The following is a 15,081-nucleotide window of genomic DNA, read 5'->3' as shown; positions in this document are numbered from 1 at the left end:
ATTATGGACTTTCAACTCAAGACCCTCACCGTCGCCCAGGCCGCCGCCGAGAAATCCGACCTCCTCATCGTGCTCGTCGGCAGCGCTCTCCCCACCGCCAAAGACCCCGTTTCCGTGCTCGCCGCCAGCGCCCGCAAGGCCGGCGACCTGCCCGACAAGGCCGGCAAGCTGCTCGCGCTGTACCGCCCCGAGACCGTGGTGCCCTCGCGCGTGCTGCTGGCCGCCATCGGCGACGGCAAGGCCGCCTCGGTGCGCAGCGCCGTGAGCGCGGCGGTTGCCGCCGCCAAGGCCCACGGCCCCAAGCGCGTCGTGATCGTCTTCGCGCAGCCGGCCGACGCCGCCGCGGTGGCCGCCGCCGTCACGGCCGCGGCCGATGCCAGCTATGTCTACACCACGACCAAGTCGAAGGCCGAGCCGCGCAGCATCCGCCACCTGACGCTGGGCGTGTCCGAGGCCGCCAGCCCCGCCGTCGCCAAGGCCTTCGACGACGCCCGCGCCACGGTCGCCGGCATCGAACTGGCCAAGGAATGGGGCAACCGTCCCGCCAACCACGCCACGCCCACGCTGCTGGCCGAAGCCGCCAAGGGGCTGGCGAAGCTGCCGCGCATCAAGTGCGAAGTGCTGGGCCCGAAGGAAGTCGAGAAGCTCGGCATGGGCGCGTTCGCCGCCGTGGCCCAGGGCTCGGCCGAACCGCTGCGCTTCATCGTGCTGCGCTACCAGGGCGGCGCGAAAGACGAAGCACCCGTGGTGCTCGTCGGCAAGGGCATCACCTTCGACACCGGCGGCGTCTCGCTCAAGCCCGCGGCCGAGATGGACGAGATGAAGTTCGACATGTGCGGCGCCGCCAGCGTGCTCGGCACCTTCCGCGCGCTGGGCGCGATCCAGCCGGCGATCAACGTGGTCGGCCTGATCCCCTCGTGCGAGAACATGAACGACGGCAAGGCGGTCAAGCCCGGCGACGTGGTCACCAGCATGAGCGGGCAGACCATCGAGATCCTGAACACCGACGCCGAAGGCCGTTTGATCCTGTGCGACGCGCTCACGTATGCCAAGCGCTTCGACCCGGCTGCCGTCATCGACATCGCGACGCTCACGGGCGCCTGCGTGGTGGCTTTGGGCGGCGTGCGCAGCGGCCTGTTCGCGAGCGACGAGTCGCTGGCCTCCGCGCTCGAATCGGCCGGCGAGGCTTCGCAGGACCGCTGCTGGCGCCTGCCGCTGGACGACGACTACGCCGAAGGCCTCAAGAGCAACTTCGCCGACGTGGCCAACATCGCCGGGCGTGCCGGCGGAGCGATCACCGCGGCCAAGTTTTTGCAGCGCTTCACGGCCGACTACGCCTGGGCGCACCTGGACATCGCAGGCACGGCCTGGAAGAGCGGGGCGGCCAAGGGCTCGACCGGCCGGCCCGTCGGCCTGCTGGTGTCGTACCTGACGAACCGCGCGGGCAGCAGCAACGCCGCTGCCGCCGCACCGAAGGCCGGCAAGGCCGCCAAGCCCATGAAGAAGGCTGCTTCGCCCAAGGCCCCGGCCAAGCCGGCCCGAAAGGCCCGGTCCGCGCAGTGACCGACATCGGCTTTCACTACAACGCGCCGGACAAGCTCACCTACGCTTGCCGGCTGGTTCGCAAGGCCGTGAGCACACGCGGCCTGCGCGTGGTGGTGGTGGGTGATGCGCGCGCGCTCGACACGGTCGATGCCGCGCTCTGGCAGCTGTCGCCGGTCGACTTCGTCGCGCACTGCCGCGCCGATGCGCCGGCCCATGTGGTGGCGCGCTCGCCCGTCATCCTGTGCGTCGAAGGCGGGGACGCGGCCTCGCTGCCGCACCGCGAGATGCTGGTCAACCTCGGCCTCGAGGTGCCGGCCGGCTTCGAGCGCTTCGAACGCATGATCGACATCGTGAGCGACGAGGCGAACGACCGGCAGGTCGGCCGCACCCGCTGGCGCCACTACGCCGACCGGGGCTACACGATCCAGCCGCACGATTTCGCAAGGAGCGCTTCCTGATGGCCAGCACGCTGCGCACGCCGCCCCGGTTCGTCCCGACGCTGACGACCGTGCTCGAGATCCCGGCCGAGCCCGTGCCGGTCGCCGAGACGGTGCGACCCACGGGTGCGCCGGTGTCGCAGCCCCCGCCGCCGGACCCTGCGAGCGCCGTGGCGTTGCCGCCGTCGGTGTCGCTCACGCCGGCCGAAATCGTCAGCCTCGAAGAGCAATTGCTGCACCGCGTCCTGCAGCGCGTCGACCTGTCGCTGGAGGAGCGATTGAGCGACGCCGTGTCAGCTGCCGTTCAGCATCAGCTCGACGAAATGGTGCCGCGTCTGCGCGGCGAAATCGAGGCCGTGCTGCGTGCGCTCGTCATCGAATCCATGGCCGCTGAACTCTGTGAAAACACAGGGGAAAACACAGGGTCTACGCCAACTTCCGGCGCATAAATCCTCGGCTAAACTGCGCCGCAGGTCGGAAAGGCGTGAGGGTGCCGCTGGTCTGCGGCGCGAAACTTGCGAGGTCTGAACGCCCGGATCGAACGACCGGTTTTTATATCTTTTCATCCAAGTTCTGGAGGTTCTCATGCAATTGAAATGGACTGCGGTCGCACTGGCTGCACTCACGCTCGTGGCTTGCGGCAAGAAGGAAGAAGCTGCCGCGCCTGCGGCGACGCCGGCACCCACGGCTGCGGCCCCGGCCCCTGCTGCGCCTCCTGCTGATGCCCTGGTCGTCAAGATCGGCCACGTCGGCCCGACCAGCGGTCCCATTGCCCACCTCGGCAAGGACAACGAGCTCGGTGCCAAGATGGCCATCGAAGACCTGAATGCAAAGGGCTTCAAGATCGGCGACAAGGTTGCCAAGTTCGTGCTGGTTCCCGAAGACGACGCTGGCGATCCGAAGCAAGGCACCGCCGTCGCCCAGAAGCTGGTCGATGAAAAGGTCAACGGCATCGTCGGTCACCTGAACTCGGGCACCACGATCCCCGCTTCCAAGCTGTACAGCGACGCCGGCATTCCGCAGGTCTCGCCGTCGGCCACCAACCCCAAGTACACCCGCCAGGGCTTCAAGACCACGTTCCGCGTGGTGGCTGACGACACGCAGCTGGGCGGCACGCTCGGCAAGTACGCCGTCGAAACGCTCAAGGGCAAGAACATCGCCGTGATCGACGACCGCACGGCCTATGGCCAGGGCGTTGCCGAAGAGTTCGAGAAGGCAGCCAAGGCCGCCGGCGCGACCATCGTGGGCCACGAGTTCACGACCGACAAGTCGACCGACTTCAACGCCATCCTGACCAAGCTGAAGGCTGCCAAGCCCGACGTGCTGTTCTTCGGCGGCATGGACGCCGTGGGCGGCCCGATGCTCAAGCAGGTCAAGCAGCTCGGCCTGAACGTCAAGTTCATGGGCGGCGACGGCCTGTGCACCGGCGAACTGCCGAAGCTGGCAGGCGACGCCATCGGTGAAGACATGGTGGTCTGCGCCGAAGCCGGCGGTGTCGACGGCGACTTCAAGCAGCCGCTGGAAGACTTCAAGGCCAAGTTCAAGACCAAGAACGGCGTCGAAGTGCAGATCTACGCACCGTACGTGTACGACGCGGTCAACGTGCTGGCCGAAGCCATGGCCAAGGCCGGCTCGTCCGACCCGGAAAAGTACCTGGCTGAAGTCGGCAAGGTGCAATACAAGGGCGTGACCGGCCCGATCGCCTTCGACGAAAAGGGCGACATCAAGAACGGCGCGCTGACGCTCTTCACCTACAAGGGTGGCGTGCGCACGCAGATCGCCGTGGTGCGCTGATCGCATTGCAGCCAACGACCCTTCACCGGGTCGTTCCATTAAAAAAGGGCCCTCGGGCCCTTTTTTAATTCAGGGGTGCGCGCAGCCGTTGCGCGGGCCTGCCTTCAGAGCGCGGCCATGCCCGAGGGGCGGTCCGCGTTGCAGTACTCGATGAAGGCGTCCAGGTCGCGCGACTTGTCGAACACTGCGTCGGCGCCCAGTGCCTGGCAGCGCGTGCGGATGTCGGGGGTGACGTAGTTGCTCAGCACCACGACCCGCTGGTGCGGGCCGCGCTCGCGGCAGCCCGACAGCACGCCCAGGCCGGAGCCTTCCTTGAGGAACAGGTCGACGATGAGCAGTTGCCAGGCATCGGGGTGGGCGGCGAGCCAGGCGAGGGCGCCCGATTCGGTTTCGGCATAGCCGACGACATGGCCGTTGACGAGGTCCTCGAGGGCCGGGACCAGGTTGTCCCTGATGGTCTTGTTGTCCTCGACGAGGAACGTGATGAGGGCCATGCCGCGGTTTTGATGTGTGAACCAATAGCGTAGCGTGACGCAAGCGGTCTCCGCGTAGGAGAAGGGAGAACGACGCACGCAAACCGTGCGGAAACAACGGCGATCAGCGCTTGTCCGACGTCGCCTGGGTGCGGATGCGCGCCTTGAGCTGCTCGGCCAGCGCCTGGCTCTCGTCGCGCTCGGCGGTCACTTCGAGGCGCTTCTCGATTTCCTCGCTCAGCGCCGCATTCACTTCGGCCAGTTTCTCGGCCGACTGGGCGAGTTTTTCCTCGAGCTGGCTGGTGTGCTCGATGGCCTGCGCCACCTCGCCGACCTGGACCTCGTCCGGCAGTTCCTGTTCCAGCACGGTGCTCACGACGGCGAGGTTGTCCGAGGCGCGCTGCACATCGGCGGCCACCTGTTCGCTCTTTTTCAGGGTCTTGTCCAGCGAGGTGGTGCCGCGCGTCAAGGTGGGGGAAGGTCCGGCCATCGAGGCTCCTTTGCGGCAGGCGAAGTGGGGTGGAATGTCGGTCGATTCGATTCCGCGCATCGTACCGCCAGATGCGGCCTTGCTCAGGATTGGCAACAGTTGCTGCGGGGCAACAGGGTTCAGCCGAAGTCCTACGGAATCGGCCGCGAGTTTCGGACTGGGCCGATGGGGGATTCTTGCCGCCCCCGGGAAGATGCAGAACATCCTCTTCCCCCGCCAAGGCTCGCCATGATCAGAAACGCACTCGTGATCGACCAGGTCGAACGCACCGGCTTCGCGCTGGCCACCTTCATGCGCCACGCCGGCATTCCCCGCGTGGACGTGACGCGCAGCGGCCATGGCTTTGTCGAGGCGGTACAGCACCGGCGCCACGACCTGCTGGTGGTGGACATCGACACGCCCGAAGTCACGGGCCTGCAGATGATCGATGCCGTGGTCGAGGCCGGCAGCCCCGCCGCGCTGGTGCTCATGAGCGCCCAGCCGCCGCGCATCCTGCAGGCCGCAGAAGACTATGCCAGGGCCCGTGGCGCGCGTGTGCTTTCGGCCATCGCCAAGCCGCGCACCATGGTCACGATGGCGTCGGCGGCGCAGGCCATGGCGCGCGAACGGCGCCACCGGGCCGGGCTGCGGCGCGGCAGTGCGCCGCCCGCGAGCGGCGGCGCACCGGCGTTCACGGAAGCAGTCCTGCGCGAGGCGCTGGCCACGCGCCAGATCGCCGCCCACTTCCAGCCTCGGCACTGCGCGCGCACGGGCGTGCTGCGCGGCGCCGAGCTGCAGCCGGGCTGGTACCGGCCCGACGACACCTGGCTGTCCGCGGCCGACTTCCTGCCCGCCATTGCGCAGGCCGGCCTGCACGACGCGCTGGTGCAACGCATGCTCGAGTGCGCTTTCGAACTGCTCGGCTACATGCACAAGGACCACGGCCTGCGCCTGGGCGTGCGCGTGCCCGCGTCGGTGGCCGCCTCGGTGTCCTGGGCGCAGGGCGTGGCCGAGCAGGCCGAACGCGCCGGCATGGCCGCCGACCAGCTCGTGCTGGAGATCGCCGAGGACGGCGGCGCGCGCTGCAACGAGGTGCTGGCCGGTGCGGTCGCGCACCTGCGGCTGCGCGGGTTCCACTGCGCCATCGACCGTTTCGGCCAGGGCGACTCGACCCTGAGCCGCTGGTTCAAGGTGCCGTTCAGCGAGCTCCAGATCGACGCACGCCAGCTGGCACAGGCGCGCGAGAACCCGCATGCCCGCCACATCCTGGCGAGCGTGATCGCGATGGCGCGCGAACAGCACGCGACACTGCTCGTGAAGGGCGTCGACGGCGAGCACGACCTCGCGCTGGCCCGCAGCCTCGGGTGCCACTTCACGCAGGGCGCGCAGCACGCCGCGCCAATGCTCACGAACACCATGAAAGGACGACCCTGCATGTCGAAACCGGGCTGCACCAGCTTGAAGGGCGATGCCCCCGGTGCCAGCAGGTCGGGCGCCGGCGGCTGCCAGGCGACGCGCCGCTGCGTGCGCCACTGCGCGGCAAGCGCCGGGTCGCCGGCGAGGTCGCCGATGTCGTAGCTCAGACGCGCGATGAGCGCGGCGGTGTCCGGCAGGCCGGTGCGGGCCAGCACGCCCTGCAGGCCGCCTTTGGGCGCGGGCATCAGCGTGAGCAGGCGGTGGTCGGGGGTGTAGGCGTAGGCGCCCAGCGGCGAATTGCGCAGCTGTGCGACGGCGGTGACGCTGTAGGCCTGCATTTCGAGCATGCCCAGGTAGGGCGCGAACGCGTGCAGGTCAGGGGTGCCGGCGGGGTCGACGGCTGCGATGGCGGGTGTCAGCTGCGCCCCGGCCTGCAGGACCACCTGGCCTCCGTCGCGCACGAAGGCCTCCAGCGTGCCGGCGGCCGGCGGGGCCTGGCTGTTCCAGAGCAGCTCGGCATTCACCACGCCGCGGCGCATCGCCGCCTGCTTTTCTTCGATGTCGAGCTGCATCTGCGCGCTGTGCGCGGCCAGCGTGGTGCGCAGGTTCGCGAGCGCATTGGCGGCGGCGTTGTACAGCACGAGGCCCGCGGCCAGCACGATGAGCAGCGAGCCGCGAGGAGGTGTCGCTGCTGCGCGCCTACCGGACCTCGGACGACGCCGGCAAGAAAGCCGCGCATGCAGCACTCCAGGCCATCGCGCAGGCCTTCCCGGGCGACATGCTGTCGGCCTCGGGCGCGCGCGCTTCGCAGCCCGCTGCCGCGGCGCCGCCCACCGAAACGGCCTGAGCCGTTCACCTGCGCGCCGCGTCCCCGCCCGCGCAAGACCGGCGGGTAAGATGCCCCGGCGCAGCGCCCGGACCCTCGTCCGCCGGCCACGCCGGCAAGCGAAAGGGAAAAAACAATGGCAATGGACCGCTTCGAAATCCGCGTCGTTCTGGCCGACGACCATCCCGGCATGCTGGCCGGGGTCCGGCACGAGCTGGCGTCGGTCGAGACCCTCACGCTGGTGGGCGAGGCGGCCAACTCGACCGGGCTCATGGCGCTGCTGGAGACCACGCCCTGCGACGTGCTGGTGTCCGACTACGCGATGCCGGCCGGCGAGTTCGGCGACGGCGTGCCGCTGTTCAAGCTGGTAAAGCGGCGCTTTCCCGACACGCAGATCGTGGTGATGACCATGCTCGACAACCCGGCGGTGCTGCACTCGCTGGTGTCCAGCGGCATCCGCTGCATCGTGAGCAAATCGGATGCGGTGGCGCACCTCATTCCCGCCATCCACGCCGCCCGCACCGGCGGCACGTACTACTCGCCGACCATGGACGCGGTGGTGCGCTCCATCGACTGGGAGGTGCGCAGCCGCAACGCCGCGGGCGTGCTGAGCCAGCGCGAGTCGGAGGTGGTGCGGCTGTATGCGTCGGGGCTCACGATCAACGAGATCGCCGAGCAGCTGCATCGCAGCAAGAAGACCATCAGCACGCAAAAGACCAAGGCGATGGAAAAGCTGGGCATCGAGCGCGATGTTGACCTGCTGCGCTACGCGCTCGAAAACGGCCTGACGGCCACGGTGACGGGCGCGCCGCAAGGCTGACCCGCATGTGGCCTCAGGGCCAGGGCAACGCCGGCAGGCCCGGCGGTGGCGGCGGCGGGGCCGCCGAGGTGCTCATGAGCCCCGTCTCCATGCCGTAGCGCACGAGGTCCATGTCGCGCAGGATGCCGAGCTTGGCCATGGCCGAGCCCTTCTGCGTGCTGATGGTCTTCTTGCTGCGGTGCAGCCGCTCGGCAATCTCCGTCACCGTGAGGCCTGACACGAACATGCGCACCACCTCGAGCTCGCGCTTGGAGAGCATGGCGTGTGGCTGGGTGTCGGTGCGGTGCGGCGCGGTGCGCGCGGCGATCTCCGCCATGCTGGGCGACAGGTAGCGTCCGCTCGCGTAGGCCGCATGCACGGCCGGCAGCAGGTGGCTCACCGAGTCGGCCTTGTTCAGGATGCAGGGCACGCCGATGTCCAGCAGCGAATGGATGATGCCGGGGTTGTCCAGCATGGTCATCACCACGATCTTCAGCCGCGGGTAGCGCTGGCGCACCAGCGCGAACAGCGCGATGCCGTCGCCGTGCAGGCCGCCGGGCATGGCGTAGTCGGACACCAGGATCTGGCAGTCGTGCTGCTTGAGCATCTCCATCATCTCGGTGGAGTCGCGCGCGGCGCCCACGACGGTGACCGCCTGGCTTTCGCGCAGCGTGCTCTCGATGCCGATGCGAACGGCGGGATGGTCGTCCGCGATCAGGACGCGGAGATTGAACGGCTTCATGGCGGACCTGTGGAACACAGAGGGATCGGACCTGCGCGCGCCGCGTGCAGGAAGGGCTGCTGTCGAACGCCCAGCCCCCGGCGTCGGGGACGTCTGAAAAAGGGGCCGGTGGCGGGTGCCTCGGGCGGTGCCAGCAGGGGATGACTGGACTTTAGGAGGACGTCGGTCCTGCGTTAAGCGGCCTGATCCGATAGCGGGCCGCCAATGCATAGGACCCGTCCTAATTTGTAAGACGCGGGGCCCGAAGGGCTAGGACCGGGGGCGCCGGCGGATCGGATCGGGTCCGAAAACGGGTTCGGACCCGGGCGGCTTCAGGCCGCGGCCGCGCCCTCGGGCGCCCGGCGTGCGAGCGCGGCGCGCGCCGCCGGTTCGAAGCGTTCGAAGGCCTGCGCCAGCGCGGGCAGGTCTGCGTCATGCAGCTGCGTTTCCATCGCGACGCAATCGGCGGCGAGCCCGGCTTCGTGGATCAGCGCGAAGGCGCCGCGCAGCGAGTGCAGCCCGGCGCCGAGCGCGGCGCTGTCGCCGGCGTCCAGCGCCGCGCGGATGGCCGCCGCGGTATCGGCCAGCGACTGCGCGAGCGGCCGGTGCACCGACGCGGGCAGGGTGCCTTGCGCGATGTCCTGCCGCCGGGCGACGGCCGATGGCGCGGCGTCGGGGTCGCGCAGGGTCAGCTGCCGCACGGTCTGGTCGAGCGTGTCGAGCAGGATGGGCTTGATCAGCGCGGTGTCGATGCCTGCCGATTCGCAGCGCTCGCGTTCGCGCACCGCGACGTCGGCCGTGAGCGCCACGATGGGCACGCGCGAGCCCTGCGCGCGCAGTGCGCGTGCCAGCGTGTAGCCGTCCATGCCCGGCATGTTGATGTCGGTGATGATGAGGTCGTGCCGCCGCCGGGCGAACAGGTCGAGCGCTTGCAGGCCGCCCGAGGCCTGGTCGGAGGTGTAGCCCAGCGCCTCGAGCTGCATCTTCACCAGCTCGCGGTTGGCTGGATGGTCATCCACCACGAGGATGTGGGCCGTCGGCGCGGCCGTGTCGGCGCCCGTGGCCGGCGGTGCGGGCGCGCGTGGGGGCAGGGCGGGCGCGGCCGGCAGCGGCAGCGTGACCAGGAAGGTGCTGCCCTTGCCCGGCGAGCTCACCACCTGGATGTCGCCATCCATGAGCCCGGCCAGCCGGCGGCACAGCGCCAGCCCCAGGCCGGTGCCGCCGAAGCGGCGCGCGATGCTGCTGTCGGCCTGCGTGAAGGGCTCGAACAACGCCTTCTGCTGCGCCGCCGTCATGCCGATGCCGGTGTCGCTCACGCCAATCACCACCGGCGAGGCGGGGTCGGCGTCGTCCTTCAGGTAGACCTCGAGCAGCACGTCGCCGGTGTCGGTGAACTTGATGGCGTTGCTCAGCAGGTTCATGAGCAGCTGGCGCAGGCGCGTCGGGTCGCCGAGGTGGTGCGGGGCGAGGGCGTCGTCGATCACGCAATCGAGCGCCAGGCGCTTGGCCTGCGCCAGCGGCGTGAAGACGGCGATCACCTGCCGCGCCGTGTCCGCGAGGTCGAAGCGGATCGACTCCAGCCGCATCTGGTCCGACTCGATCTTCGAGAAGTCGAGGATGTCGTTGATGATGCCCAGCAGCGCGGTCGACGACGACGTCACGGCGCCGAGCCGCTCGTTCTGCGCGGCCGACAGCGGTGAGCGCTGCAGCAGCTCGAGGTTGCCCATGATCGCGTTCAGCGGCGTGCGTATCTCGTGGCTCATCATGGCCAGGAAGGCCGACTTCGCATGATTGGCCTGGTGCGCGGCTTCGCGCGCGCTTTCCAGTGCACGCTCGGCGTTCTTGCGCGTCGTGATGTCGGAGAAGTTGCACAGCAGCACGTCGCTGCCCTGGTACTTGGTGCGCACCACGCTCACGAGCAGCTCGGTGACTTCGCCGCTGGCCAGCGTCACGGGCAGTTCCAGGTCGGGCAGCCATTCGGGAGCGCCGGGGGCGTCGTCGTACAGGCGCAGCAGGCGCTGCGGCAGGGGCGGGTCTTCGGGCCGCGCGTTGTCGGTGCAGGCCTGCATCACCTGGTTCTGCAGCAGCACCTCGCCCGAGGGGTAGCGCAGCAGCGCCAGGCCCGAGGGCGTGGTCGCGACCATGGTGCGGTTGAGGTTCTCGCTCTCCACGATGCGCTGGGAGCGCGCATAGCCAGGCCGGAACACCTTGCGATCGAGCAAGAGCAGCGCGGCCCAGACGAAGGCGATGAGCAGCAGCATGGCGCCCGCGTAGAGCGCCAGCCGCAGGCCCAGCTCGGACGCGATGGTGCGCCACGAAAAGGCGTAGAGGTAGGTCCAGTTGGCGTCGGCGATCGGAGCGCGCAGCGTGAAGAGGCCATCGCGGTACTGCAGCGTGGCGCCGTTCGCGGCCAGCGATGGCTGCGAGAGCTGCAGCGCGCGCGCCTGCAGGCCCTCGGTGCCGCTGGGGCCGTGCGTCTCGGCGATCACCCGGCCTGACGGGTCCACGAACATCGAGGCCTCGTCGTGGCGCTCGTTCGACAGGTGCGCGGTGATGATGTCCAGCGGGTAGTCGTTCACCAGCACGACGAAGGGCTTGCCGTCGTGGAAGCCGGGCTGCGCCAGCCGCAGCACCGTCTCGCCGGTGAAGGGGCTCACGGCCGGCGGCAGCCACACGGCCGTGCCGCTGTCGCGCAGGCGGGCGACGACGGCCGGGTCGCTCAGGTCGCCGAGCTCGGGCGGCGCGATGCGCTGGAGCAGGTCTTCGGTGCTGCGCGCGCCGTGGCGTTCGAACAGGTCGGCCGCGGCGGGGGCCGGCACCACGGCCAGGAAGCGCAGGTCGGGCGCGTAGAAGTAGCTGGAGTGCAGCGTCAGCGTCTTCGTGTAGGCCGCCGAGCGGTAGCCGACCTCTTCGGCCAGCCCGAGGTACTGCGCGAAGCTGTCGGCCGGGCGCTGCGCCGAGAGGTCGCCCAGCAGCAGCATCGGCGGGAAGTCCTTGTTGCTGGGCAGCACCAGCCGGCCCTCGTGCGCGGCGAAGGCGTCGACCAGCGACTGCGGCGCGCGTGCGCGCCGCTCCCAGGCGCCTTCCTCGTGAAAGATGTTGATCCGCGCCGAGCCCTGGCGCACGAAGAGTTCGAGGTGAAGCAGCGCCTTGCGCGCATTGAACTCGGCCTGCCGCTCGGCGACGTAGTCGCGCACCTGCGACGAGAGCATCACGCCGGTGGCGGCCAGCAGCACGAGCGAGGTGACGGCGCCGCCCACGTACAGCAGCGCGCGCTGGTAGCGGTTCAGCAGGCTGATCACACCGCGTGGGGTGGCGCGCGAAGCGCCGAAGCCGAAGAAACGCGGGAGATCGCTGGGCATCATGGCATCCGTGTGACCGGTGCGGGCGGGAAGAAGATGCCCGCGATGGTAGGGCACTGCCGCGCGCGCGGGCGCACCGTGGGAGCGAGCGCGATGCACGCATGCGGGGCGCATCGGGTGATCGCTGTATCAAGAAATGTCGACATTGGTGCAAACACCGTGGTTGACAGAACGTTTGTCGCAGACCATCGGCGGCCAGATCGCGAGCCGGACGGGCAGGCCGGATGGCACGCAATTTGCACAAGGCACGCCATGACAGCCAGCTCGCCGCGCACCTCCGCCAAGGCCCCCAAGGTCACCCGCATCGACCGCGACAACGACAGCACCGTGCAGTCGCTCACGCGCGCCATGCAGCTGCTCGAACTTCTGGCTGAAGACGACGAAGGCTTCCGGCTGGTCGACATCGCGGCGCACACGGGCCTGTCGTCGTCTACCGCGCACCGGCTGCTCACCACGCTCGAGCAGCGGCGCTTCGTGCAGTTCGATCGCGAGACGAACCTCTGGTACGTGGGCGTGCGCTGCTTCTCGGTGGGCGCCGCCTTCGGGCGCCGCCGCCGCATCGCGCACCTGGCGCTGCCGGTGATGCGCCGGCTGCGCGACAGCACGGGCGAGAGCATCAACCTGGGCATCGCCGACCTGGGCGACATCGTGTTCGTCACGCAGGTCGAGAGCCGCGAACTCATGCGCGCCATCGGCAAGCCGGGCTTCCGTGCGCCGCTGCATGGCACCGCGATGGGGCAGGCGATCCTGGCGGCGATGTCGGAAGACGACGTGCTGCAGTACCTGCGCACCTACGGCCTGCCCAAGCTCACCAACAACACGATCGCGCGCGCCTCGCGGCTGCACGAAACGCTGGGCGAAGTGCGCCGCGCGGGCCATGCGATCGACGACGAGCAGAACGCCGTCGGCCTGCGCTGCATTGCCGCCGCCATCCGCGACGAGCACGGCCAGCCCTTCGGGGCGATCTCGCTGGTCGGCCCGACGCAGCGCATCAAGAGCACCGACTTCCCGCACCTGGGCGCCACCGTGCGCGCCGCCGCCGACGAGATCACCGCCGCCTACGGCGGGCGCGCCCGCTGAGGCGCGCGCATTCCACTGGCGCAGCGCGCCAAGTGCTTGATTCCTAAGCCGTTTTTCCGACCGTCCCGAGCAGCGGGATAGTCCGCTGCGCGCGTGCGGCGCGCGCTCCAATGGCTTGCCCTTCAACCGTACCTCCTTGCACAAAACCATGAAAACATTGCTTCCACAGCACGGCATCAGCCGAACGCTGACGCGGGTTTGCGACTGGACCGTGATCGCCTGCGGCTGGTGGCTGATCGCGCTGTCCGTCATGACCTGCGTCGAAATGCTCGGCCGCAAGGTGTTCTCGTTCAGCCTGCAGGGCATCGACGAGATCGGCTCGTACACCTACGGCATCGTCGGCGCCTTCGGCTTCGCCTACACGCTGATCACGCGCAGCCACACGCGGGTCGACTTCCTGCTGTCGCGCTTCTCGGTCGGCACGCGCGCGCTGCTCAACATGCTCGCGATGGTGAGCCTCGCGGCGCTGGCGGTGCTGTGCCTCTGGCGCGGCTACAACGTCGTGGTCGAGAGCATCGAGCTGCAAAGCACGGCCGCCACGCCGCTCGCCACGCCGATGTGGATTCCGCAATCGATCTGGCTCGGCGGCTACCTGATGTTCGCGCTGGTCGCGGCCTGGGCGGCCTTCGATGCGCTGCGCCTGTTCGTGCGACGCCGCACGGGCGAGCTCAACGAGCGCTTCGGGCCGCAGACGCTCGAGGAAGAGATCGAGGCCGAGACCGAGGTCCAGATCAAGAGTCCGGCGCAGCCGCCGGCCGAACATGCTGCCGCCACCGTGGCCAACGCCACCGGAGTCGCCTCGTGATCGGGCCGCTCGAAATCCTGGCCGGCCTGGCCATCATGCTGGGCCTGATGTTCCTGGGCTTCCATGTCGCGACCACGATGCTGGTCGTCGGCCTGCTCGGGTCGCTGATCCACTTCGGCATGCCCGCCATCAACGCCGTCGGCGAGCAGCTCTGGGCCGCCGGCGAAGACTACCTGCTGCTGTCGATCCCGCTGTACATCCTGCTGGGCGAGATCCTGATGCGCGGCGGCGCCACCGACAAGATGTACCAGTCGCTGGGCCAGTGGCTCAACCGCATGCCGGGCGGGCTGCTGCACACCAACATCGGTGCCTCGGCGCTGTTCTCCGCGGTGTCGGGCTCGTCGGTGGCGACCGCGGCAACGATCTCGACCGTGGCGCTGCCCGCCTTCAAGAACCGCAACTACGACCAGCGCATGGTGCTGGGCACCATCGCCGCCGGCGCCAGCCTGGGCAACCTGATTCCGCCCGGGGTGGCTTTCATCATCTACGGCTCGATGACCAACACCTCGGCGGCGCGGCTGTACATGGCCGGCATCCTGCCCGGCGCGATCATGACGGTGCTGTTCCTGCTCACGATCCTGGCGATCTGCGTCTGGCGCCCGTCGGTGGCGGGCATCCGCGAGGGCCGCACCGCGCTGGCGGAGAAGCTGCGCCACTCGGTGCACCTGCTGGGCCCGCTGGCCGTGTTCGCGGTGGTGATGGGCGGCATCTACACGGGCTGGGCCACCGTCACCGAAAGCGCGGCGCTGGGCGTGATCGTCTGCCTGCCTATTGCTACGGGCTACCGCAAGCTGAACGTTTCGATGCTGCACGAGTGCTTCCGCTCGACCATGCGGCTCACCGCGATGACGGCGCTGATCCTGGTGGCGGCGCTGTACCTGAACTTCGTGCTCTCGATGCTGGGCGTGCCGCAGGCGCTGGCCAGCCTCATCAAGTCGGCCGACGTGTCGCCCATCATGCTGCTGTGGATGCTGGCAGCGCTGTACCTGGTGCTCGGCATCGCGCTGGAGACCATGCCGATGCTGGTCGGCACGCTGCCGGTGGTGTTCCCCATCGTGCAGGCCGCGGGCATCGACCCCGTGTTCTTCGGCGTCTTCATGGTGCTGATGTGCGAGATCTCGCTGATCAGCCCGCCGATCGGCATGACGCTCTACGTGATCCAGGGCGTGCGTGGCGAAGGCTCGATCAACGACGTGTTCCAGGGCACCTTGCCCTTCTTCGTCGCCATGGTCGTGATGACCGCGATCCTGATCCACAACCCCTGGATCGCGACCTACCTGCCGAACCTGCTGTTCGGCAAGTGACGGTACTTTTTTCTCCCGCTCTCGAATCACCTTTCAACCTTTCAAGGAGT

Annotated in this window: 14 protein-coding genes; 10 read left to right on the top strand and 4 right to left on the bottom strand. The window is 69.1% G+C overall.

What is annotated here, in order from left to right:
- Positions 1-3 precede the first annotated feature (3 nt).
- The 4 genes from AC3WQR_RS11355 to AC3WQR_RS11340 all read left to right on the top strand — a co-directional run bounded on the left by AC3WQR_RS11355 (position 4) and on the right by AC3WQR_RS11340 (position 3,776).
- Positions 4-1,563, top strand: a complete 1,560-nt coding sequence (locus AC3WQR_RS11355; protein ID WP_492742085.1) for a leucyl aminopeptidase — start codon at positions 4-6, stop codon at positions 1,561-1,563.
- Positions 1,560-2,003, top strand: coding sequence for a DNA polymerase III subunit chi (locus AC3WQR_RS11350; protein WP_492742084.1), 444 nt, complete (start codon positions 1,560-1,562; stop codon positions 2,001-2,003). The genes AC3WQR_RS11355 and AC3WQR_RS11350 overlap by 4 nt, the downstream gene beginning before the upstream one ends.
- Positions 2,003-2,431: a hypothetical protein gene (locus AC3WQR_RS11345; protein ID WP_139701649.1), complete on the top strand. Its 429-nt coding sequence runs from the start codon at positions 2,003-2,005 to the stop codon at positions 2,429-2,431. The genes AC3WQR_RS11350 and AC3WQR_RS11345 overlap by 1 nt, the downstream gene beginning before the upstream one ends.
- 136 nt (positions 2,432-2,567) lie before the next feature.
- Positions 2,568-3,776 carry a branched-chain amino acid ABC transporter substrate-binding protein gene (locus AC3WQR_RS11340; RefSeq protein ID WP_492742083.1) on the top strand — a complete coding sequence of 403 codons (1,209 nt, stop codon included), beginning with the start codon at positions 2,568-2,570 and terminating at the stop codon, positions 3,774-3,776.
- 104 nt (positions 3,777-3,880) lie between these two features.
- On the opposite strand, the gene AC3WQR_RS11335 is transcribed toward AC3WQR_RS11340, so the two are convergent.
- Together AC3WQR_RS11335 and AC3WQR_RS11330 are read right to left on the bottom strand one after the other, a co-directional pair.
- Positions 3,881-4,270 (bottom strand): response regulator, encoded by a 390-nt coding sequence (locus tag AC3WQR_RS11335; RefSeq protein ID WP_070060783.1) that lies wholly within the window; start codon positions 4,268-4,270, stop codon positions 3,881-3,883.
- Between the two features lie 103 nt (positions 4,271-4,373).
- Positions 4,374-4,739, bottom strand: coding sequence for a hypothetical protein (locus AC3WQR_RS11330; RefSeq protein WP_070060782.1), 366 nt, complete (start codon positions 4,737-4,739; stop codon positions 4,374-4,376).
- Positions 4,740-4,967: 228 nt separating this feature from the next.
- On the opposite strand from AC3WQR_RS11330, the gene AC3WQR_RS11325 reads away from it, so the two are divergent.
- The 3 genes from AC3WQR_RS11325 (at position 4,968) to AC3WQR_RS11315 (ending at position 7,780) form a co-directional block, all read left to right on the top strand.
- Complete coding sequence (locus AC3WQR_RS11325; RefSeq protein WP_492742082.1) at positions 4,968-6,296, top strand: EAL domain-containing response regulator; 1,329 nt, start codon at positions 4,968-4,970, stop codon at positions 6,294-6,296.
- Positions 6,297-6,816: 520 nt separating this feature from the next.
- Positions 6,817-6,981: a hypothetical protein gene (locus AC3WQR_RS11320; protein ID WP_492742081.1), complete on the top strand. Its 165-nt coding sequence runs from the start codon at positions 6,817-6,819 to the stop codon at positions 6,979-6,981.
- 121 nt (positions 6,982-7,102) lie between these two features.
- Complete coding sequence (locus AC3WQR_RS11315; RefSeq protein WP_070060780.1) at positions 7,103-7,780, top strand: response regulator; 678 nt, start codon at positions 7,103-7,105, stop codon at positions 7,778-7,780.
- A 13-nt stretch (positions 7,781-7,793) separates the two neighbouring features.
- On the opposite strand, the gene AC3WQR_RS11310 is transcribed toward AC3WQR_RS11315, so the two are convergent.
- Both AC3WQR_RS11310 and AC3WQR_RS11305 read right to left on the bottom strand, forming a co-directional pair.
- Complete coding sequence (locus tag AC3WQR_RS11310; RefSeq protein WP_062470253.1) at positions 7,794-8,501, bottom strand: response regulator; 708 nt, start codon at positions 8,499-8,501, stop codon at positions 7,794-7,796.
- Between the two features lie 311 nt (positions 8,502-8,812).
- Entirely contained in the window at positions 8,813-11,842 is a 3,030-nt protein-coding gene (locus tag AC3WQR_RS11305; protein WP_492742080.1) for a hybrid sensor histidine kinase/response regulator, read from the bottom strand.
- Between the two features lie 252 nt (positions 11,843-12,094).
- On the opposite strand from AC3WQR_RS11305, the gene AC3WQR_RS11300 reads away from it, so the two are divergent.
- The 3 genes from AC3WQR_RS11300 (at position 12,095) to AC3WQR_RS11290 (ending at position 15,031) form a co-directional block, all read left to right on the top strand.
- Positions 12,095-12,922, top strand: a complete 828-nt coding sequence (locus AC3WQR_RS11300; protein WP_159271724.1) for an IclR family transcriptional regulator — start codon at positions 12,095-12,097, stop codon at positions 12,920-12,922.
- 148 nt (positions 12,923-13,070) lie between these two features.
- Positions 13,071-13,727 (top strand): TRAP transporter small permease subunit, encoded by a 657-nt coding sequence (locus tag AC3WQR_RS11295; protein WP_307635772.1) that lies wholly within the window; start codon positions 13,071-13,073, stop codon positions 13,725-13,727.
- Positions 13,724-15,031 (top strand): TRAP transporter large permease, encoded by a 1,308-nt coding sequence (locus tag AC3WQR_RS11290; protein WP_492742079.1) that lies wholly within the window; start codon positions 13,724-13,726, stop codon positions 15,029-15,031. The genes AC3WQR_RS11295 and AC3WQR_RS11290 overlap by 4 nt, the downstream gene beginning before the upstream one ends.
- The last annotated feature ends 50 nt before the right edge of the window (positions 15,032-15,081 follow it).

It is taken from the genome of Variovorax sp. FW305-3-2-15-B-LB1, assembly GCF_058787635.1.
Note: the sequence above shows the minus strand (reverse complement) of the source record. Positions and strands in the feature narration are given on the sequence as shown.